At 62.0% G+C, this 19,182-nt stretch carries 20 protein-coding genes, 1 tRNA gene and 1 other RNA gene; 13 read left to right on the top strand and 9 right to left on the bottom strand.

Features of this window, described 5'->3' with window-relative positions; all coding sequences use genetic code 11:
* Nucleotides 1–333, bottom strand: a 333-nt coding sequence (locus E3374_RS00745) for a TFIIB-type zinc ribbon-containing protein (protein WP_282568416.1), incomplete at its 3' end; no start/stop codon positions are given.
* 172 nt (nt 334–505) lie between these two features.
* Between E3374_RS00745 and gatC the strand changes: the two genes are divergently transcribed.
* On the top strand, nt 506–784 hold the full coding sequence (gene gatC / locus E3374_RS00740) for an Asp-tRNA(Asn)/Glu-tRNA(Gln) amidotransferase subunit GatC (protein WP_136686703.1): 279 nt from the start codon (nt 506–508) through the stop codon (nt 782–784).
* The gene (gene gatA, locus E3374_RS00735; protein ID WP_136686701.1) at nt 781–2,085 is read left to right on the top strand and encodes an Asp-tRNA(Asn)/Glu-tRNA(Gln) amidotransferase subunit GatA; all 1,305 of its coding nucleotides are present in this window, start codon (nt 781–783) and stop codon (nt 2,083–2,085) included. The genes gatC and gatA overlap by 4 nt, the downstream gene beginning before the upstream one ends.
* A 192-nt stretch (nt 2,086–2,277) precedes the next feature.
* Here gatA and E3374_RS00730 read toward each other — a convergent pair whose 3' ends face one another.
* Nucleotides 2,278–3,423 (bottom strand): glycosyltransferase, encoded by a 1,146-nt coding sequence (locus E3374_RS00730; RefSeq protein ID WP_136686699.1) that lies wholly within the window; start codon nt 3,421–3,423, stop codon nt 2,278–2,280.
* A gap of 88 nt (nt 3,424–3,511) precedes the next feature.
* On the opposite strand from E3374_RS00730, the gene E3374_RS00725 reads away from it, so the two are divergent.
* The 3 genes from E3374_RS00725 to E3374_RS00715 all read left to right on the top strand — a co-directional run bounded on the left by E3374_RS00725 (nt 3,512) and on the right by E3374_RS00715 (nt 5,048).
* Nucleotides 3,512–3,799, top strand: a complete 288-nt coding sequence (locus tag E3374_RS00725) for a ribonuclease P protein component 4 (RefSeq protein WP_136686697.1) — start codon at nt 3,512–3,514, stop codon at nt 3,797–3,799.
* 110 nt (nt 3,800–3,909) lie between these two features.
* Nucleotides 3,910–4,143, top strand: a complete 234-nt coding sequence (locus E3374_RS00720) for a YhbY family RNA-binding protein (protein WP_136686695.1) — start codon at nt 3,910–3,912, stop codon at nt 4,141–4,143.
* Nucleotides 4,140–5,048, top strand: a complete 909-nt coding sequence (locus E3374_RS00715; protein ID WP_136686693.1) for a mechanosensitive ion channel family protein — start codon at nt 4,140–4,142, stop codon at nt 5,046–5,048. Before E3374_RS00720 ends, E3374_RS00715 begins: the two co-directional genes overlap by 4 nt.
* Before the next feature lie 180 nt (nt 5,049–5,228).
* On the opposite strand, the gene ffs is transcribed toward E3374_RS00715, so the two are convergent.
* Nucleotides 5,229–5,541, bottom strand: an RNA gene (ffs, locus tag E3374_RS00710) — signal recognition particle sRNA.
* A 59-nt stretch (nt 5,542–5,600) separates the two neighbouring features.
* Entirely contained in the window at nt 5,601–5,984 is a 384-nt protein-coding gene (locus E3374_RS00705; RefSeq protein WP_136686691.1) for a DUF7548 family protein, read from the bottom strand.
* Nucleotides 5,985–6,066: 82 nt separating this feature from the next.
* Here E3374_RS00705 and E3374_RS00700 point away from each other — a divergent pair, with 82 nt between their 5' ends.
* The gene (locus E3374_RS00700; RefSeq protein WP_136686689.1) at nt 6,067–6,408 is read left to right on the top strand and encodes a DUF5798 family protein; all 342 of its coding nucleotides are present in this window, start codon (nt 6,067–6,069) and stop codon (nt 6,406–6,408) included.
* A gap of 18 nt (nt 6,409–6,426) precedes the next feature.
* Here the strand turns inward: E3374_RS00700 and E3374_RS00695 are convergent, their stop codons facing one another.
* Nucleotides 6,427–6,840: a CoA-binding protein gene (locus E3374_RS00695; protein ID WP_136686687.1), complete on the bottom strand. Its 414-nt coding sequence runs from the start codon at nt 6,838–6,840 to the stop codon at nt 6,427–6,429.
* Nucleotides 6,841–6,948: 108 nt separating this feature from the next.
* Between E3374_RS00695 and E3374_RS00690 the strand changes: the two genes are divergently transcribed.
* From E3374_RS00690 to E3374_RS00670, 5 genes are all read left to right on the top strand, one after another.
* Nucleotides 6,949–7,023: transfer RNA gene (locus tag E3374_RS00690), tRNA-Arg, on the top strand.
* Between the two features lie 607 nt (nt 7,024–7,630).
* Nucleotides 7,631–8,668, top strand: coding sequence for a ferredoxin--NADP reductase (locus E3374_RS00685; protein WP_136686685.1), 1,038 nt, complete (start codon nt 7,631–7,633; stop codon nt 8,666–8,668).
* A gap of 81 nt (nt 8,669–8,749) precedes the next feature.
* Nucleotides 8,750–9,616 carry an SDR family NAD(P)-dependent oxidoreductase gene (locus E3374_RS00680; protein ID WP_136687408.1) on the top strand — a complete coding sequence of 289 codons (867 nt, stop codon included), beginning with the start codon at nt 8,750–8,752 and terminating at the stop codon, nt 9,614–9,616.
* 108 nt (nt 9,617–9,724) lie between these two features.
* Nucleotides 9,725–10,090, top strand: a complete 366-nt coding sequence (locus tag E3374_RS00675) for a hypothetical protein (protein ID WP_136686683.1) — start codon at nt 9,725–9,727, stop codon at nt 10,088–10,090.
* A gap of 216 nt (nt 10,091–10,306) precedes the next feature.
* A complete protein-coding gene (locus tag E3374_RS00670; RefSeq protein ID WP_136686681.1) occupies nt 10,307–11,599 on the top strand; it encodes an MFS transporter in 1,293 nt (430 codons plus the stop codon).
* 4 nt (nt 11,600–11,603) lie between these two features.
* Here E3374_RS00670 and E3374_RS00665 read toward each other — a convergent pair whose 3' ends face one another.
* Genes E3374_RS00665 through E3374_RS00655 form a run of 3 tightly spaced genes read right to left on the bottom strand, consistent with a single transcriptional unit; the run spans nt 11,604 to nt 14,563 of the window.
* Nucleotides 11,604–12,122 (bottom strand): CNNM domain-containing protein, encoded by a 519-nt coding sequence (locus E3374_RS00665; protein ID WP_136686679.1) that lies wholly within the window; start codon nt 12,120–12,122, stop codon nt 11,604–11,606.
* Nucleotides 12,123–12,166: 44 nt separating this feature from the next.
* Entirely contained in the window at nt 12,167–13,144 is a 978-nt protein-coding gene (locus tag E3374_RS00660) for a patatin-like phospholipase family protein (protein ID WP_136686677.1), read from the bottom strand.
* A 3-nt stretch (nt 13,145–13,147) separates the two neighbouring features.
* Nucleotides 13,148–14,563, bottom strand: coding sequence for a TIGR00366 family protein (locus tag E3374_RS00655; protein ID WP_136686675.1), 1,416 nt, complete (start codon nt 14,561–14,563; stop codon nt 13,148–13,150).
* Between the two features lie 106 nt (nt 14,564–14,669).
* Between E3374_RS00655 and E3374_RS00650 the strand changes: the two genes are divergently transcribed.
* On the top strand, nt 14,670–14,900 hold the full coding sequence (locus tag E3374_RS00650; RefSeq protein ID WP_136686673.1) for a hypothetical protein: 231 nt from the start codon (nt 14,670–14,672) through the stop codon (nt 14,898–14,900).
* 376 nt (nt 14,901–15,276) lie between these two features.
* Here E3374_RS00650 and E3374_RS00645 read toward each other — a convergent pair whose 3' ends face one another.
* Nucleotides 15,277–17,970 (bottom strand): cation-translocating P-type ATPase, encoded by a 2,694-nt coding sequence (locus E3374_RS00645; RefSeq protein WP_136686671.1) that lies wholly within the window; start codon nt 17,968–17,970, stop codon nt 15,277–15,279.
* Nucleotides 17,971–18,210: 240 nt separating this feature from the next.
* Here E3374_RS00645 and E3374_RS00640 point away from each other — a divergent pair, with 240 nt between their 5' ends.
* Nucleotides 18,211–19,179 (top strand): sugar phosphate isomerase/epimerase family protein, encoded by a 969-nt coding sequence (locus E3374_RS00640; RefSeq protein WP_136686669.1) that lies wholly within the window; start codon nt 18,211–18,213, stop codon nt 19,177–19,179.
* Nucleotides 19,180–19,182: the final 3 nt, after the last annotated feature.

Genomic DNA, 19,182 nt, shown 5'->3' with positions numbered 1-19,182 from the left:
CTGGCGGGAGGACAGCGAATTGCCGTAGGCGTCTTTGTCCTGCCAGCCGATGTTTGTCGAGAGGCCCTTATCGTGCATCATGTTGGTGGTCGGCGCACCGACGCGGGACTTCTGGTCTTTCTCCTTGGCGTCGAAGGCACGCCACTCCGGGCCGGGATCGATCTCGTCTTCCTCGACGACCAGGCCACACTCGCTACAGACTGTCTCGCCGCGCTCGGAGTCCGATTGTAGCGTCCCGCCACACTCCGGACAGACGTGCGTCTCGGTCCGTTCGTTCTCACTCGTCTCTTGCTGAGTCGCTCGTTCGTGACTTCTGAGGGTCGTATCTGACATTGGTCGAGTACGTAACGGGCGGAATGCCCGAAGAACTGTTTCGCTCGTCCTTCTGTTGTTACCCACAGGACTTAAATTCTTTGGTCGGCCAAAACCGGCAGCCATCGCCGGATTTCCGATTGATTCCCGGGCTTTCGAAACCCTTAGTGGCAGTGGTACCCAGCGGATGGACATGAGCGAATCGGTCGTCGATCCCGATGAGGTCGAACACGTCGCGGACCTCGCACGGGTGAACTTGGACGACGAGGAACGTGAGCGATTCAGCGAGCAGTTCGCTGACATCCTCTCGTACTTCGAGACGCTCGACGAGGTTCCCGAAGTCGAGCCCGAGGCCGAACTGACCAACGTCATGCGTCCGGACGAGGTTGAATCGAGTCTCGATCAGGACGCAGCTCTCGAGAACGCACCCGAGAGCGAGGACGGTTTCTTCAAGGGCCCACGCGTCTCATGAGCCACAACGTCTACATCACTGAGGAGATGATTCCGGGCGACACCGACGGGTTACTCGCCGGTCGGACGGTCGCTGTCAAGGACAATATCTCGACAGCTGGCGTGCGAACGACCGCCGGCTCGGCCATGCTCGCCGACTACGTTCCACCGTACGACGCAACAGTCGTCGAGCGCTTGAAGGAAGCCGGTGCGACGATCCCGGGCAAGACCAACATGGACGAGTTCGGGATGGGGACGACGACGGAGACCTCCCACTTCGGGCCGACCGAGAACCCCGCTGCCGAGGGGCACGTCCCCGGTGGCTCTTCGGGTGGCTCGGCAGCCGCTGTCGCTGCCGGCGAGGCAGACCTCGCGCTCGGTAGCGACACCGGGGGTTCGGTCCGGTGTCCGGCCGCGTTCTGTGGCGTCGTCGGGATCAAACCCACCTATGGGCTGGTCTCCCGGTACGGCCTGATCGCCTACGCCAACTCCTTAGAGCAGATCGGCCCGATCGCGCCGACGGTCGAAGAAGCCGCGGAACTGCTTGAAATTATCGCCGCTCCCGACGATCGAGATGCGACGACGCGTGGCGCCCACGCGGAGATCGGCGGTTCGGAACCCGACGATATGCGGGAATACGCTTTCGCCGACGCCGCGGACGGCGACGTCGACGGTTTGGAGATCGGGATCCCGACGGAGTTGCTCGACGGTGCTGAGGAGGGCGTCGTCGAGACGTTCTGGGACGCCATCGACGAACTGGAATCGGAGGGTGCGAGTTACCACGAGGTTGACCTCCCGTCGGTCGAACACGCTGTCGAGGCCTACTACGTCATAGCGATGAGTGAGGCTTCTTCGAACCTTGCACGATTCGACGGCGTGCGCTACGGCCCGACACCCGAGTATGAAGGCAACTGGAACGAGGAGTACGCGAGGATCCGCGAGGAAGGGTTCGGCGAGGAGGTCAAACGCCGGATTCTGCTCGGTACCTATGCCCTGTCGGCAGGGTATCACGACAAGTACTACAAGAAGGCTCAGGACGCCCGGGCGTGGGTCAAACAGGACTTCGACGGGGCGCTTTCCGAGGCGGACGTGTTGGCGTCGCCGACGATGCCAGTCCCGCCCATGGAGCGGGGCGAAAGTCTGGATGACCCTCTCACGATGTACCTCGCCGACGCGAACACGACGCCAATCAACCTCGCGAACCTGCCCGCCATCTCGGTGCCGGCCGGCGAGACGGCGGACGGACTGCCGGTCGGACTCCAGTTGATCGGTCCTGCCTTCGGCGAGCGGACGATCATCCGAGCAGCCAGCGCACTGTCGTAGTGTGGCGAGTGAGCGGAGCGAACTCTTTTTCGTCCAGGTTTTTGCGTGAGTGGTCCGTCGCACGGACCCGAACGGAAAAAGGTGGTCGCGTGAGCGGACGATCATCCGAGCAGCCAGCGCACTGTCGTAGTGTGGCGAGTGAGCGAACGATCATCCGGGCAGCCAGCGCGCGCCTGATCGAACACCCGACCGTCAGGTTCGCCTTTTCGGTGTATCCGGCGATTCAGTGTCGAGTACGTCGGCGTAGGCCTCCTCCAGGCGGTCGACAGCGTGATTGCTGCTGATCGTCTCCCGGCGTTCGAGACAGTGCTCGCCAAGCTCTTCCCGCTCGTCGAGCGCCCGTCGAATCGCGTCACGGAAGGCCTCGATGTCTCCCTGCGGGTAGGAATAGCCGTTGACGCCGTCCTCGATGGTCTCCGCCAGCGCCCCGCTGTCGACACCAGCGACGGGCGTACCACAGGCGTTGGCTTCCAGGGCGACCAATCCCTGGGTCTCGACGGGGCTGGAGAACAGAAAGACATCAAGCGCCGAGTAGAAGGCGGGGAGTTCCTCGCGAGGGAGAAAACCGAGAAAGCGGACGTCGAGGTCGGCCGCTTCAGCCCGCGCCTCGACATCCGGCCGTGCCGGCCCGTCGCCGCCGAAGACGACTGTCACGTCCATGTCGTCGGTCGCGGCGACGATATCGGGAAGACACTTCTCGTAGCCGTGCCGACCGGTGTAGCCGACGATCGGTCGGTCCGTCGGCAGGTCGTAACGTTGCAGGAACTCCTCGGGATCGACAGGCCGGAACCGGTCGGTGTCGATTCCGTTGGGGACGACTTCGACCGTCGCCTCGATCCCGATACGATCGCGGACGTGTTCGCGGGTCCGCTCACTCGGGACGACGACCATGTCCGCACGGCCGAAGAACCATCGCTCGTACCGCCTGGCAGTCCGTCGGATCGTCCGTTCGACGTGGTCGCCAAGCGAGACGTATGCGGCGTACTCACTGGTCGGTGTATGATACGAGGCGACCAGCGGCAGATCGCGTGATCGGGCGAGCCGCATCGCGCTCATCCCGAGTCCAAAGGGCGTATGGGCGTGAACGAGGTTCGGGTCGCCGACGCCGTCGGGAACCCGTGGGACGCCGACGCGGAACCCCTCGTAAAACGGGAACGGAACGCTCTTGACCGGATACTCCCGTTCATCGGGATCGTATTCGTCCGACCCTGGATAGACGATCGGCATGTCCCCGCCCCGCTGGTGCCAGCAGTCCCGCCAGGACTGGATCGTGTACGTGACACCGTTGACCGTCGGGAAGTAGGTGTCAGTGAAGGCGGCGACCGACGGCAGTGTCATGACTCGACGGTTCGACGAGCGTCGATTAATGCGTTGTGCTTCGATCGGAATCGACATCGCTTTCCGCGAGACGGTTCTGGCCCGGGTGATGAGCGACGACGCGGCGATCGCGGCCGAACGGATCGAAATCCTTGCGGAGCAGGCCCGTTCGGCGGCCCGAGCGGACGAACACGAGCGTGCGAGAGAACTCGTCCGTCGGTCTCGTCGGATCGCCCAGCGACACCGGCTATCGCTTCCACAATCCTTCGAGCGGTTCGTCTGTGACGACTGTGACGCGTATCTACTGCCAGGGCGAAACGCCCGCGTGCGGACTCAGGACGGTCACGTCGTCGTGACTTGCGAATGTGGCACCCAGGCTCGGTATCCATACGAGTGACGTCCCCCGCCCTGGTCGGAGCACACTCCTCGGTTTCCGTAAGTACGACGAACAAAAATTGCGAAGCGAGTGGCGAAGCTTGAAACCGGTCGCACTCGAATCCCGGCCACATGAGCGATCCGATGCACGATCTGGACGTGACTGTCTGGGTCGGGAAAAACGGTATCGACGCCGTTTCCGACGAACTCTCAGAGCAACTGGCCGATCGTGACGCAGTCAAGGTCAAATTCCTGCGAGCGGCCAGAGCCGAGGGTGACACCGAAGAACTGGCTGCCGAACTGGCCGAAAAGGCGAACGGAAGCGTCCTCGACACACGGGGCCACACGGCGGTGATACAGCGATGAGCGCGTCCGTCGCCGGGTTGGTGTTACAGGCTGACTCCGGGTTCATCGCGAGACTCTTAGAAAACGCTAACGTCCCGTATGCCGACACGGTGGGTGCTGCGATCACGTTCGTACTGGTCGCAGTCGGCGTGTACGTCCTTGGACGGGCGACTATCGTCCCCCTCGTCAATCGACTGATGAAGGCCCGGAGTCTGGACACCCACGCCCGCAAACCACTTCGGAAGCTCACTGGTGGGGTACTCGGATTCGTCTCCGTCGCGGTCGCCTTTGCATTCGCCGGGTTCGGCAGCATCCTCACCGCTCTCGCGACGATCGGTGCTGCGGCGACGCTGGCAATCGGTTTCGCCATGCAGGACGTCATTGCGAACTTCGTTGCCGGCGTGTTCATCTTCACCGACCGGCCGTTCCGCATCGGTGACTGGATCGAGTGGGACAACCACAGCGGGATCGTCGAAGACATCAGCCTCCGCGTGACCCGCGTGCGTACTTTCGACAACGAACTATTGACGGTTCCCAACTCGGATCTGACCACTGGCGTCATCAAAAACCCCGTCGCGAAGGATCAGCTACGCATGAAGTTCACGTTCGGAATCGGCTACGACGACGATGTCGACAAAGCGACGGAGATCATCCTCGCAGAGGCCGAAGCGCACGACGACATTCTCGACGATCCCGGGCCTTCGGTCCGGCTCGTCGAGCTTGGGGATTCCTCCGTGGGGCTGCAATCCCGGATCTGGATTGCGAACCCGAGCCGCTCGGACTTCGTGAAGACTCGTGGGGAGTACGTCAAGGCTGTCAAGGAACGCTTCGACGCCGAGGGCATCAATATTCCCTATCCGAATCGCACGATCGGAGGGGAACTCGCCGTCGAGGGCGGTGCACTGGCCGAGTCGGTCGAGGACTAACTCGACACAGTGCGGTCGGCCGGTTTTGGAAGCATACGTAACGCGTCGCGAGACGTTTCACCGCCGGAGCCGTCGAAGACGGCAGAGGCGGCCTTTTTCGCCCACGTTTTTGCTGGAGGTTGCACCACGAGCAGTTGCTCGCGGCGATGCCTCCGCGAAAAAGGTGGTTGGATATGAATGAGATGGACGCCCGGGATAGCCCGGCGTTCGGACGCGGGGAGTCCCGCGTGCCTCCTCCACCCCGCGACCCTGCGAGCGGCAGGTGTCCGGGGGTCCGCTGCTCGCTTCCGCGCCTGGCGGAGTGCCCCCGGTTAACGACACCGGCACGCCCCTGCAGGCGATTCGGCGTCGACCGCTACCCCCGGAGGACGAGGCTTCGACGTTGGCTAACGGGGCCCGCGTCCGTCTGTCCGGACGCCCCCGGGATTCGGCTCCCGCTGAAGACCATAGCGCGGGTGGAGAGCGGGGCCTAACCGCCCGGCCTAGTCCGGTTCGATCCTACTCCGGTTGTCCATAAGGGCCTTTCGGCTCGTCGGTCCGACCGACCACGACTCACCACACGTCGAGTTCTCGGGCGTACCAGGCGGCGACGATGGGCACAGCTGCCGCCGTCCCGGCGAGCGCGTAGCGATGGTACTGGGTGTTCGACAGCACGTCGGTCCTGGCAGTGCTCGCCCAGGCGATCACCGTCACGGTGATCACGAGTCCGAAAGCCAGCGCGACGCCGGCGGCGAGGGACGGATCGGTGCGCCGCTGACGTCCGGCTGCGAAGACGATCACCGTCACGAGGGCAAGCAAGCCGCCGATCAAGGGGTTCAGTGCCCCGGATGCGTAGTACAGACCGGCACTCGGAGAACCCAGCGGCACTGCGAGCACGCCGAGGAACGCGAGGCAGGCGAGGATTCCGACTGTGGGGGCAAGACGCGTCCGATCCATGAACGAGAGTCCGATCGGCCACGCCTTAACGGCGACGCTACGTACCGAAAGGCGCACAAGCAGCGAGTCACAACCGGATATCATGGGATTCGGAGACACCGCGAAGAAACTCCAGAAGGTGACTAGCGCCGCGGAGGATCTCTACGAGAAGATGAACCAACTGCGCGGCCAGGTTCAGTCGCTCCGTGAGGAGGTCGAGACCACCAGCGAGCAGGTCGACGAGATCGAGCACGATCTCGCCGAACAACGCGCGCTCCTTGAGGCACTCGCAGAGGAGAAAGGACTCGACGTCGAGTCGATCGTCGCAGACGTCCACATCGAGGATGCGGACGCCACTGCAGAATCGGCCGAATCGGGGACGAACGTCGAGGAAACCGCCGAACCCACGGCGGAGGCCGGTGCCGGATCGGACGCCGGTCAGTGATCGGGTCTCGGGTAGTCCTTACCCCAGCAACCGCTGGTGTTCGACCTTCATACAGCGATCTTCGACGACGCGATAGCCCGCGTCCTCCGCCTGTTCGACCGCGTCGTCGTGGGTAATTCCCAACTGAAGCCAGACCAGTGGATCATCCGCACGATCGAGTGCCGCGTCGACGATTTCCGGGACTTCTTCACTGGGTCGGAACACGTCCACAATGTCGATCTTGTCAGGGACCGCTTGGAGTGAATCGTACGTCTCCTGGCCGAATATCTCGTCGGCGAACGGGTTGATCGGGATCACGTCGTAGCCCGCATCAAGCAGGTACTTCGGAATCTCGTGGGCGTCCTTTCCGGCCGTCGAGGAACATCCAACGACGGCGATCGTGTTCGTGGTTTCGAGAACCTCTCGGAGGGCGTCGTCGTCAGTGATTGGCATGTGTCACGTTCTGGGTGCGCCATGGATAAGCATACCGCCCTTCGGATCACCGTCGGCGGATGGAGACATTTTTTACAGTGGGTCCATAGGGTTCGAATGCATCCGAATGGGCGCTTAGCTCAGCCTGGACAGAGTACTTGGCTTCGGACCAAGCTGTCGGGGGTTCAAATCCCTCAGCGCCCGTAGCATTTTGCTGCGAACAAACCGTGAGCAGCAAATGCGCCATCTGAGGGATGTGAGGGAGACCGCGAGGGAGCGTCGCGACCGAGAGGGCGTGGTTCAAATCCCTCAGCGCCCGTAACATTTTGCTGCGAGCAATGCGCGAGCAGCAAATGGGCCATCTGAGGGATTTGAACCCGGGGAGTCGCAGCGCGAACGCAGTGAGCGACCGTCTCCATTCGGTTCAAATCCCTCAGCGCCCGTGCGTTCTGCGCGAACGACAGTGAGCGCTGAGGAGCGTCGGCTGAGGATTTGAACCCTGGCAGTCGCAGCCCACGCAGCCGAGCGAAGCGAGGCGAGTAGGACCGTCTGCATTCGGCTTAAATCCCTCAGCGCCCGTCTCTCTGTCGCGAACAACACACCTCAGACGATCTCGGGGATTACCGATCCTTCGAGGTTTCAAGACGTAAACGTTTCACTCGTCGTTGAATTGGGTTTCCCTCGAAATCATAATCCTGCGATCCGGACAATGAGGCTCCATCCGTAGCCGAGTCATCATCAGCTGCTTTCTGATCGAAAGTCACCCATTTAAGCAGAAGACCTTTCGACGTGGCGGTGAATTCACGTCAACATGGTACATGTTCGCGAACATGCTTCCCAACATGATTCGATCGCCGACCTTCCGCTGGTAACCGAATCAGCCAGGATCACGGATGTCGACGCAATGGACGTCGATCGCCGTTCGGAAGTGGAGAGCGCGGTCACTCGCCAGCTCAAACCAGCGGGGCTCGAAAGCACATATGACCCATTCAACGATCCTCAAACATGGGACGATCTGGCGTCAGAGCTCGCCGCCGACGGGTATGCAGACGTGGCTCGAAACGTGACGACGTTATCAAAACGCTATCATCGGCCGAAGCCGATGCTCACTCGTGTCCGGTTTGAAACCGACGAGGACGTAGATTTCGTCGCGGGACAGTACGTCGGCTTTCAATACAGCGCCATCCCGCGGGCGTACTCATTGTCGGGGTCACCGACGCAGGACGATCTTGAGATCTGTGTCCGGCGCGTGCCGGGCGGCCGGCTATCGCCGCGAATTTGTGACGACCTCTCTCCCGGGGAGACAGTTACGATCCGCGGTCCGTACGGCGAACTCGTCCTTGGAGACCACTCTCCACGAGACAAGGTGTTTGTCGCGACTGGAACAGGTGTCGCGCCACTCAAGAGCATGATCGACTACGTGTTCGAAACTGGTCGCGACGTATACAGGGGTAAGAAGCGTGACATCTGGCTGTTCCTCGGGGCCGACTGGGACGACGATCTCCCGTACCGAACGGAATTCCGTGAACTCGATCGAACGCACGAGAATTTTCATTTCGTCCCGTGTCTCGTGCTGGAATCTGTCCTCTCCGAATGGGATGGGGAGACGGAGTTCGTCCAGCACAGCCTGCTCAAACACGTCGATCCGTCGGTCGTGACCGCCGGACTCAACACACCCTGGGAAGGCTGGCTTCAGAAGCAACCGCGCTCGGGCATCGACGCACGGCTCGACCCAGCCACCATGGAGGTGTACGCGTGCGGGATCAACGCGATGGTGTACGGACTCGTTCGGGTGGTCGAGTCACTCGGGGTACCGGCCAGCCGGATCGAAGCTGAAGGGTTCGGATGACAACCGTCACGGTCCGGGGGCCGTAGATGGGGCGGGCCGAACTATTTCCGCCTGGCGCTCGTCCCCGAGCGCATGGCCGACATGACTGTCGAGGAGGCGATGGCGAAGTACGGGCCCAGCGAGCCGACTCGCGAGGACTTCCTGGAGATCGACGACCGGAACTACACCGCCGAGAACGTAGCGATCGTCACGGGTGGGGGTGCAGGGATCGGACGCGCGACCGCTCACGCGTTCGCGGCTAACGGTCTGACGGTCGTCGCAACCGATCGAGACGAGGATGGACTCGAAGAGACGCACTCGGAGGCTACCGAGATGGACCTTCCAGGAGAGGTACTCACCGTCGCCGGGGACCTGACTGACGACGACGCGCTCGAACGGATCGTCGAGCGAGCGACGGAAGGAGGAACGCTCCGGTATCTGATCAATAACGCGGGGATCCAGACTGTCGCACCCATCGAGTCGTTCCCGATCGAGAAGTACGACCTGATGCACGACGTGATGCAACGCGCACCGCTCGTGCTGACGAAACACTGTCTTCCGCACCTCCGGGCGAACGACGACGGCCGCGGTGTCGTCGGGAACATGTGTTCGGTGCACGGCCACATCGTCACGCGAGATAAAGTAGCGTACAATACCATCAAGTTCGGCCTCCGGGGCCTGACTCAGTCGATCGCCGCCGAAGGTGAAGGGAGAGTCCGGGCGTTCTCTGTCAGTACAGCCTACGTCAAGACCGCCCTCGTCGCGAAGCAACTCCCCGACACCGCCGATCGTCGCGGGATGACAGTCGACGAGGTCGTCGAGAACGTCATGCTCGAACGGACCCGCGTCAAGGAGATGATGGAGCCCTATGAGGTCGCGAATCTCTTCGTGATGGGTTGTTCGGAACACAGCAAACACCTCAACGGTGGCGACATGACCCACGAGGGTGGGATGAGTCTGACGTACTGAGTCGTTGTAGATACTGGACTCGTATCGAACAGCCAACAGTATCCGAATATATCAGTGTGTAGTTGTTAGGAGGAGATATTATAAATACTAACAGATCCTACGTGGCGTATGGGGAAAGTAAAAACGGGATTGGTAGTCCTAACCGCCGGTGCCATCGGCGTGCTCACACTTCGAAAACTTCGGAGCCAGAAGTCAGACGGTTCGTTAGAAGACGAAGAGCCCGAGCAAGTGACGGATGCAAAAGAGGGCATCAACGAAGCGAAAGAGGGTATTGATGAAGCGAAAGGGGACGTCGAAGAGGCAGCAGCGGACGTCGAAGACGCCAAACAAGAGACAGTCACAGCAGTGAAACATGCCGGTGGTGCAGTAAAACACGCTGGCCTCGCTGCGCTAAAGGCCGTTAACTCACGGAGAAAAGATACGGAGCCAATCGGGACCACTGTAGAAACGACTGACGCCACGACGGAATCGTAATTACCGCTGGGTGGGCCGTTTGTAGACCCTCGTTCGTTACGCGAAACGCGACTGTTCAGAACGCATTGGCAATGCTCACATCGGCGAGATACGGCTCTCGGAAGCAGGACTATTCTGTCCGGCCGACGATAGCGTTTGATCGATAGCACAGATTCCGGATGTGGGTCGATCCCCCGGAACTATACCCGTGACCGTCGAACGCGAACCCATCACCAGATGACTGATCGCTGGCTGTATCCCTGGGCGCTCGGGTCCGTGGCTTTCGGGGGTGCATCGCTTCTCGTGCCGCTGTACATCGTCCAGCTCGGCGCATCGCCGGTCCAACTCGGTTTGCTGGCCTCGACGGCCGCAATCGTCGGGGCTCCGGGGTCGATTCTGTTTGGGCGACTCGCCGACCGGGTCGACAACCGTCGGCCGCTCGTCGGCCTCACGCTGGCGATCGTCGCCATCAGCCTCGTTGCAATTCCATTTTCTTCGGACATCACGACGATCATCGTGGCGAACGCGGCGCTGTGGCTGGTCGTCGCCTCGGTCGCCCCCGTCGTGACGATGATCGTCGTCGACGCGACGCCGGAGTCGGTCTGGACCGAGCGGATCGGTCGGCTGAACGCGTTCCAGGGGTACGGATGGGCCGGTGGGCTTGTCCTTGGAACCGTCTGGCCGATCGTCACCGGCCAATTCCTCTCTACCGGTACGGCGTTACGAGCCCTGTTCTGGCTGTTTTCCGTTACCGCGGCCGTCAGTGCGGCCGGTACGCTCCGGACGTTGCCAACCCCCGACAGACATGTCACGAGACGACCCCAGATCAGACGGATCGCTCGAATCGCTACCGCGTCACGACGCGGAATCAGGGGGGCGACGACCGCCTTCTCGCCGAACCGACTCTACTGGTCAACGCGAACGTTCCGTCTTGATCGTCTGCGCGGCAGCGTCGATCCGGCGTTGGTGATGTACCTGGTCGCTACAGCACTCTTTCTGACCGGGTCGGCCGCGTTTTGGGCGCCACTTCCCTTGTTACTTTCCGAGTCTGCTTTCGGGTCGGCCGAGATCTTCGCGCTGTACCTGGTGGCAAGTCTCGGCTCCGCGGTGCTGTACGAACCGGCCGGGCGGTTGGCCTCACGGTACGACATCCGGCGCCTCCAGGCTGGGGCACTCACGGCCCGGGCGGTCTTCTTGCCGGCGATCGTCCTCGCGACCGGGATTGGTTCGTTCCTGTTCGGAATCGGGCTCGTCGGGATCGGCATGGCTGTCATCGGCGGGACCTGGGGGTTCATGGCTGTCTTGGGGGCGACGATCGTCACGCGACTCGCGCCGCCACAGATCCGCGGTGAGATTTTGGGAATCCACGCCGCTCTCGGGGCGGTGGCCGGCAGTATCGGTGGGCTACTCGGTGGATGGATAGCGACGTTCGGGTACCTTGCGGCATTTACGGTCGCCGGCGGGCTTGTCCTCGCCGGTGCGGTACTCGTGCTTTCGCTCCGCTCGCTGTCTCACGACACTGCAAAGTGACGGATCAGTCGCCCATGTACGTGTCCTCGATCTTCTGGTCGCCGCCAAGCAACCGTGTCAGTGATCGCGTGCCAGCATCGAACAGCGTGACGAGCGGTCCGAGTGTCCACTCGACGTACGAAATCGGGCGTGAAACACGCAAACTCCAGGACTCAGCATGCCCAAGTCCATAGGATTTTGGGACGATCTCACCGAAGACCAGGATCAGCACGGTCGCGGCCAGCGTCGCAAGGACGACCGCAATCCCTGGCGGGACGTAGGTCGCGACGAGCAACGTGACGATGCTCGTGATCGCAATGTTGACGAGGTTGTTCCCGACCAGGAGCGTGACGAGTAGCCGGTGTGGGTTCCCGCGCAACTCCCGCAATGTGCGGCTCTCTGCTGACTCGTCGGCTTTAGTGGCTTGAACCCATTCCTCGGACAACGAGAACAGCGCCGACTCACTGCTCGAAAAGAACGCGCTGACTCCCAACAGAATGGCGATAGCGACGACCGACGGGACAAGCGTCGAAACGACACTCATACACGACTATCAGGAGGAGGACGTATTAGATTTGGCTGCGGTAGTCAGCGTGTTTCGAGACCGGACAGGAACGTTCGCGCATTTTTCCGCCCGTCCTCGATCAACGTCTCGATGAATTGCGGATCGCGATCGAGCTTGGTGTGCCAGTCGAGGTTCTTCGTGAGTCGGATCCGACGGATGTCTGTCGTCGTGTAGCGATCCGGGAGGTATCCCTTTTCGATCCACTCGTTGACCTGCTCGACGAACCCGGCTTCGGTGTTTAATGAGAGATTGCCGGAGAGTTCGTTGCGTCGGTCGTTGATCCCGTCGAGGCGTTTGGGAACCCGGTCGCGATGCTGTGGGTTGATTTTGATGACCCACACTTCGTCCGGGTCACAGACGCCTTCAGTCGTGCTGAACGCTTGTATCGGCGGATTCTTGGCGAACAGCCCGTCCCAATAGTAGTTGCCGCCGACCTCGACGGCCTGAAACAGACTCGGCTCGGCCGTCGAGGCCAGAATCGTCTCCGGGCTGAGTTTGTCCTCCCGGAACAGTCGGAAATCGCCGCTGAGGACGTCGATCGCACTAATCAATAACACGGGCGCGTCCCCCTCAACGAGGTCCGGGACTGTATCGAAATCTACGAGCCGTTCAAGGATTCGACGGAGGTCGTCCTGTTCACGCACCGTCTTCGGGAGTTGATCGGGACTGACCTCCGGAACCGGATACCCGAGCCGCTGGAGCTGTAAAATTCCTTGTACCCAGGCATTCGTGGCGTATTGGGTCGGCTGCTTTGCGGCCATCGCGGCCCAGAAATCGAGCAGGAGGTCGCCGGGATTGTGCTCGGGATGTTCCCGGCCGTACCACGCGAGGGCGGCACAGATCGCCCCGCCCGAGGTACCACTGAAGCCGACGATATCGATATCGAGATCGGCTCCAAGCAGTTCGTCGAGGACGCCCGCGGTGAAAGCCGTATGGCTCCCGCCGCCCTGGCAAGCGATCGCGACCTGTTTCTGATCTCGTTCGGGTGGGTTCTCGGACATCGGTTACAACCCCAGAAAGATCGTCACGGTCGTACAGACGATCACGAGGCCGACGACCATCGCGACGGCGGTGTAGCCGATGATGTCCCGCGCCCGGAGATCAGCGATCGCCAACAATGGGATCGCCCAGAACGGCTGGATCATGTTCGAGAGGGGGTCGCCGAGGATTTCCATGATGACCGCCGCCGAGGGATCAAGCCCGAAGGACTGGCTGGTCTCGATCAGGATCGGCCCCTGTGCAACCCACTGGCCGCCACCAGAGGGGATGAAGACATTGACCAGCGCCGAGACGAGCACGCCGATCGCCGGCCAGGTCTCCGGCGTTGCGACCGACGCGAAGAAGTTGGTGAACTCCCGGGCCAGCCCCGTATTTGTCAGCAGGCCGGCGATCCCGGCGTAGAACGGGAACATGAAGATAATTCCCGAGATATTCTTTACGCTGTCTTTCATCTGGTTGACGATGTTGATCGGGCGCTTCCAGAGGACGACCGCACCCAAGACGAACAGTGCGTTGATGCTATTCAGGGTGAGGTTGGCTATCCCGCCAGGCATGAGAATCCAGGCGTCGATCAAGAAGTAAAGTGGGAAGACCGCGATGGCGAGCCCGAGTATTGCCGAATTGTTGAGGCGGTCGGCGACCGTCGGCTTCGACGGGGCAGGCATGGCGCTGTCTTCCGGTTGTGGATCGCTCGGCAATTCTGAATCGAGCGTCTCGGTGATCTCGGTGCGGATCTCCCGTGGCAGTTCCCGGATCTCATCCTTCGGGTGCATCGCGGCCATCACGAGCGGGATGATCGCGAGGAGGAGCCCCGCAGTCAAGAGGTTGACAGGGCTGCTGATCGTCTCGGCGAGCGGGATGACCTGTCGAAACTCTGCGGGCCAGGACGCCGGAATCAACGAGATGTCGGTCATCATCAGCGCCGCCGACGAAGAGAGTCCCGAGTGGAAGATCATCAGGCTGGTGTAGCCCGCGGCCGCAAGGAGGGGGTAGTGAACCGCGATCCCTTTCTCGCGCATCTCGTAGGCGACCCGTTTGGCCATGATCGCGCCGACGATGAGGCCGATTGCCCACGAGACCAGTGCCGTCGCCATCGCAACGAACGAGGTGAACCAGACTGCGGTGAACCGCGAGGAGGGAATCGCGGCGATCCGCTCGAGCACGCGGGTCAGTGCCGGCGATTTCGCGATGGCGTCCCCGGCCATCAACATGACCGATAGCGTCGCCATGAACGGCAACAGCGTCCAGACGCCGTCGGTCCACCCTTCCATGGTCGCCTGGGGCCCCGTGCCGGCGGCGATCGCCCCCATGAATGTCAAAAACGTGAGGACGATCGCGATAGTGTATGGGTCCGGAATGTATCGTAATGACCACTCGGAGAACCATTCACCAGTTCGCCGTATCGGATCGATGATGGACATAAGGATATGCCATCAAATAACAAACGTAGAAATGAAAAACATTCCGGCGAGAGTAACAAAATGATTTATTTATCTGTACTCTGCTGTGAATTGTGGAGGAAAGATGATGGCAATACTCGATTCGTTCGGTGGATTGATCGCGAGTCTCATCGCGGCGCTGGTACTGTTAGTGTTCGCGATACTGAGCTTCTTCGTCACGGTGTTCATCGTGGATGTCGGGGCGAACTTGGCAGGCTTCTCGCCAAGCGGGGACTTCGTGACGCTATCAGCCGCGATCATCTCGACGGGTGCGATCGTCGCCGGGGCGTCACCAATGACGGGACTTGCAGGCGAGTAAGGCACACGCCTCGCCGTCTTTTCGGCGTTCTCAATGTAGCTAACTGAGGTTGTCAGTGCGAGATACGCGCCCTCTCTCACAGCGTGACAACAGAACGGACAATTCTCTGACATATCTTGGTTTTAGATCTCTCGATTTCGCCCGTCTCACGCCTGAAAGGGGATCCGTTCGTCGATCGAACGAGCGCCCTCAGCGCCCGCTTGCTGTCGCGAACAAATCCGTGACCGACAGCACCGCGTATCGCTGTGGATTTGCACCCTGGCAGTCGCAACCCGCGCAGCCGAGCGAAGCGAGGGCGAACGAAGTGAGTCTTGGGTCGTGAACAGGTCAGAGACCAGGTATCGTGTGTCGCGAGTGTGATCCGAGATCCGAGCCACTACTCGAAGAGGCGGTCCAGAAGCGTCACCGCGACGGTTCCGAGAACGGTGAAGGCGACGACCGTCGCCCCCATCCAGAGCCACTCGGTCGGGCCCGGAGCGACCACGTCGAAGTACTCGCTGACAGGTGTATAAAGCACCCCGAGATGGAGGACGATCGAACTCGCGAGCGCGGCGACGAGCCAGCGGTTCGAAAACGGTCCCAGTCCGTAACGCGACCGGATGATCTGGGTCTGGACGATTTCGCCGAGGACGATGAACGTAAACAGGAGAGTCTGGGCCACGATCAGGCTCTCGGTGATCGCCAGCCCGTAGAAGAAAAGCGGCAACCCGAGTCCGGCGTAGATAAGGCCGAAGGTCAGGATCAGCGCCAGGCTCTGGCGGTCGATCACCGGTTCGTCACTGCCCCGGGGCGGCCGACGCATGATCCCGTCGGTCTTGGGATCGACGCCCAGTGCCAGCGCCGGGAGGCCGTCCGTTACCAGATTGATCCACAGGAGCATTACGGGCGTGAGGATCAGCGCCTGGGACTGCCCGGCGAACAGCGACGGGAACAGCGTGCTACCGATCAACACTCCGAAGAACACCGCCAGCACCTCGCCGGCGTTGGCCGACAGCAGGAAGTTGACGAACTTCCGGATGTTGTCGAAGACGCCGCGACCCTCCGCGACGGCGTTTCGTATCGACGCGAAGTTGTCGTCGAGCAACACCATGTCGCTGGCCTGCTGGGCGACGTCAGTCCCGCGTTCGCCCATCGAGACGCCGACGTCGGCCCGTTTGAGCGCGGGCGCGTCGTTGACGCCGTCGCCGGTCATCGCGACGTTGTGGCCGTTCGCGAGGACGGCTTCGAGGACGCGGACCTTCTGGGTCGGGGACATCCGGGCGAAGATCTCGGTCTGCTCGACGGCGTCACGTAACTCGTCGTCGGACAGTCCCTCGACTTCCGCGCCCGTCATCGCTCCGTCGGGATCGAACCCGACCTGTTCACCGATAGCAGTTGCCGTCTCGCGATTGTCGCCCGTCACCATGATCACGTCGATCCCGGCCGCCCGACAGTCGGCGACGGCCTCCGGGACTTCCTCGCGCGGCGGATCGATCATCCCCTGGAGTCCGAGGAACACCATGCTGTCCTCGATCGTGTCCTCACCCGCGTCCGGATCGACACCCGACTTCTCGGCGAACCCGAGTACGCGCAACGCATCGCTCGCGAACGCCTCGTTCCGGGTGATTATTTCCCGTCGGCGTTCGTCGGTCAACGGAACCGCCTCATCCCCCTCACGGATACGGTCGCACCGTTCGAGAACGACCTCCGGCGCACCTTTCATGTAAGCCATCCCGTCGGCCGTGACGACGGTCATCCGCTTGCGTGCCGAGGAGAACGGGATCTCATGGACGCGCTCGACGTCGGGTTCGACGCCGGCTTTCTCGGCCGAGACTTTGAGCGCGATCTCGGTCGGATCGCCGAAGAACGCCTCGTCCTCTTCGGGCGACGCTCGTTCGGCGTTGTTAGACACTGTCCCACAGCGCAGGATCGCTTCGAGCGGGTCCGGGTCGACCGTCTGACCATCGCGTTCGAACTCGCCGGTCGGGTTTGTGCCCGTTCCGGTCACGTCGTAGACTCTGTCGGCGTAGATCCGGCGGACAGTCATCTCGTCTTCGGTCAGCGTTCCGGTCTTGTCCGTCAGGATGACGTCCACCGAGCCGAGACTCTCGACGACAGGGAGGCGACGCACGAGCGCGTTCTTTCCGAGCAACCGCCGCGAGCCGAGCGCGAGCGTCAGCGTCACGACCGCGGGCAGCCCCTCGGGGACGGCCGCGACTGCGAGCGTGATCGCCACCAGCAGCGTCGAAACCGGACCCGCATCGGTGAACAGCAGTTGGACGATCCCCACGAAGACGATGATCGCCACGATCCCGTGGCCGATCGTCCGGCCGAGTTCGTCGACCTCTTTCTGGAACGGCGTCTGGCTGTCCTCGGTCTCGCCGAGCTGTTCGGCGATGGCGCCCACTTCCGTGTCCATCCCGGTCTCTGTCACGACAGCTTTGCCCCGCCCACGAACGACCGACGTGTTCATGTAAACCATGGACGTGTGCTCGGCAGTCGGGGAGTCCTCCGGCACAGGATCGATCCCTTTCCCGACCTGCGTGCTCTCGCCCGTCAGCGCCGACTCGTCCGTTTCGAGACTCGCAGTTTCGATCAGTCGCGCGTCGGCGGGGATCGCGTCGCCACCTTCCAGAACGATCACGTCGCCCGGGACGACCTCGGCCGAATCGACAACGTGGCGCTCTCCGTCTCTAATGACCGTCGCGTCAGGGGTCGAGAGGTCTTTCAGTGCCTCGATGGACTTCTCGGCCTGGTAGTCCTGAACGAACCCGAAGATTCCGTTGGCGAGCAGGATGAGGGAGATCAGCGCCGCGTCGACGTACTCCGGTTCGTGGCCGGGGAGGACCCCGATCGCGATCGAGATGAACGCTGCGAACAGCAGCAGGTAGATCAGGAAGTCCCTGAACTGGTCGAGGAAGATCGCGAACGGCGAGATCTTCTCGCCCTCCCTGATCTCGTTCGGTCCGTACGCCTCGCGTCGGCGAGCCACCTCCTCGTCGCTGAGTCCCGTCGGATCGGAATCTACCGTCTCGAAAACGTCCTCGACGGAGCGACTGTGCCAGGGATGTGCCGATCCCCCCACGCTCATCGTCCCTCCAGTGGGTGTCTCGACATAGTACGTCGTTCATCCTACGCCCGTTCGGCGTATGAAACCATGCCATCAGCTCGTCCCGCATGTGTTCGTCCTATCCGGGAACGCCGCACTCGGGCCGCCGAACCGGGCACGCCAACGAGCATCCCGGCCGGACGACCAGTTCCTCGAGGATGTCGGCGCGTTTGGACTCGGGATACGCCAACAATTATCCCGGCCGGATCCGTGCGATCGATCATGGACATCGGCGTACTGACAGTCGTTTTCGGGGATGAGTCCCGCGAGACTGCACTTGACCGCCTCGCCGATATCGGTGTGGACGCGGTCGAGTTCGGCTGTGGGGGGTTCGGTGGCGACGATCACCTCCCGCGCGAGACTTTCCTCGACGACGAGGACGCTCAACGACAGCTGCTCGAGGGGCTGGCCGAACGCGATCTGTACATCAGCGCGCTCGCGACGCACAACAACCCCTTGCATCCGGATGAACAGCGGGCCGAGGGGGCAGTGACCGAACTCCGGGAAGCGATCCGGCTGGCCGATCAACTCGGGGTCGACACCGTCACCACGTTCTCGGGACTGCCGGCGGGGAGCCCGGACGGGTCGGTGCCGAACTGGATCACGGCGCCCTGGCCGCCCGAGCACGCCGACGCCCTGGAGTACCAGTGGGAGTCTGTCGCAATTCCGCAGTGGCGTGATCTCGCGGCACACGCGAAGGCCCACGACGTAACTATCGGGATCGAGATGCATCCCAATATGCTCGTCTACGAGCCGACGAGCCTGATCCGGTTGCGTGAGGCGACCAACGAGTACGTCGGGGCGAACTTCGATCCCTCACACCTCTACTGGCAGGGGATCGACGTCATCGAGGCCATCCGGTTCCTGGGCGAGCGGGATGCGATCCACCACGTTCACGCCAAAGACACGCGACTGTACGAGGCCAACGCGCGGTTGAAGGGATACCTGGATACCACGCCCTACACAGCGGAGGCCGAGCGATCGTGGCTCTTCCGTTCGATCGGGTATGGTCACGACGAAGCCCACTGGAAGGACGTTGTCAGCACGCTCCGGATGATCGGATACGACGGCGCCCTCTCGATCGAACACGAGGACTCGCTGACGAGCGGTCGCGAGGGCCTGGAGAAGGCCATCGACGTACTGGAACGCGCCGTCCTCGAAACCACACCCGGGGAGGCCTACTGGGCGTGATAC

It is taken from the genome of Halorhabdus amylolytica, from assembly GCF_004944975.1.
GTDB lineage: Archaea > Halobacteriota > Halobacteria > Halobacteriales > Haloarculaceae > Halorhabdus > Halorhabdus amylolytica.
Note: the sequence above shows the minus strand (reverse complement) of the source record. Positions and strands in the feature narration are given on the sequence as shown.

Excerpts from the sequence above, each read along its gene's own strand:
- gatC (WP_136686703.1), top strand. The coding sequence starts at position 506 with ATGAGCGAATCGGTCGTCGATCCCGATGAGGTCGAACACGTCGCGGAC.
- gatA (WP_136686701.1), top strand. The coding sequence starts at position 781 with ATGAGCCACAACGTCTACATCACTGAGGAGATGATTCCGGGCGACACC.
- E3374_RS00730 (WP_136686699.1), bottom strand. The coding sequence starts at position 3,423 with ATGACACTGCCGTCGGTCGCCGCCTTCACTGACACCTACTTCCCGACG.
- E3374_RS00725 (WP_136686697.1), top strand. The coding sequence starts at position 3,512 with ATGAGCGACGACGCGGCGATCGCGGCCGAACGGATCGAAATCCTTGCG.
- E3374_RS00720 (WP_136686695.1), top strand. The coding sequence starts at position 3,910 with ATGAGCGATCCGATGCACGATCTGGACGTGACTGTCTGGGTCGGGAAA.
- E3374_RS00715 (WP_136686693.1), top strand. The coding sequence starts at position 4,140 with ATGAGCGCGTCCGTCGCCGGGTTGGTGTTACAGGCTGACTCCGGGTTC.
- E3374_RS00705 (WP_136686691.1), bottom strand. The coding sequence starts at position 5,984 with ATGGATCGGACGCGTCTTGCCCCCACAGTCGGAATCCTCGCCTGCCTC.
- E3374_RS00700 (WP_136686689.1), top strand. The coding sequence starts at position 6,067 with ATGGGATTCGGAGACACCGCGAAGAAACTCCAGAAGGTGACTAGCGCC.
- E3374_RS00695 (WP_136686687.1), bottom strand. The coding sequence starts at position 6,840 with ATGCCAATCACTGACGACGACGCCCTCCGAGAGGTTCTCGAAACCACG.
- E3374_RS00685 (WP_136686685.1), top strand. The coding sequence starts at position 7,631 with ATGGTACATGTTCGCGAACATGCTTCCCAACATGATTCGATCGCCGAC.
- E3374_RS00680 (WP_136687408.1), top strand. The coding sequence starts at position 8,750 with ATGACTGTCGAGGAGGCGATGGCGAAGTACGGGCCCAGCGAGCCGACT.
- E3374_RS00675 (WP_136686683.1), top strand. The coding sequence starts at position 9,725 with ATGGGGAAAGTAAAAACGGGATTGGTAGTCCTAACCGCCGGTGCCATC.
- E3374_RS00670 (WP_136686681.1), top strand. The coding sequence starts at position 10,307 with ATGACTGATCGCTGGCTGTATCCCTGGGCGCTCGGGTCCGTGGCTTTC.
- E3374_RS00665 (WP_136686679.1), bottom strand. The coding sequence starts at position 12,122 with ATGAGTGTCGTTTCGACGCTTGTCCCGTCGGTCGTCGCTATCGCCATT.
- E3374_RS00660 (WP_136686677.1), bottom strand. The coding sequence starts at position 13,144 with ATGTCCGAGAACCCACCCGAACGAGATCAGAAACAGGTCGCGATCGCT.
- E3374_RS00655 (WP_136686675.1), bottom strand. The coding sequence starts at position 14,563 with ATGTCCATCATCGATCCGATACGGCGAACTGGTGAATGGTTCTCCGAG.
- E3374_RS00650 (WP_136686673.1), top strand. The coding sequence starts at position 14,670 with ATGGCAATACTCGATTCGTTCGGTGGATTGATCGCGAGTCTCATCGCG.
- E3374_RS00645 (WP_136686671.1), bottom strand. The coding sequence starts at position 17,970 with ATGAGCGTGGGGGGATCGGCACATCCCTGGCACAGTCGCTCCGTCGAG.
- E3374_RS00640 (WP_136686669.1), top strand. The coding sequence starts at position 18,211 with ATGGACATCGGCGTACTGACAGTCGTTTTCGGGGATGAGTCCCGCGAG.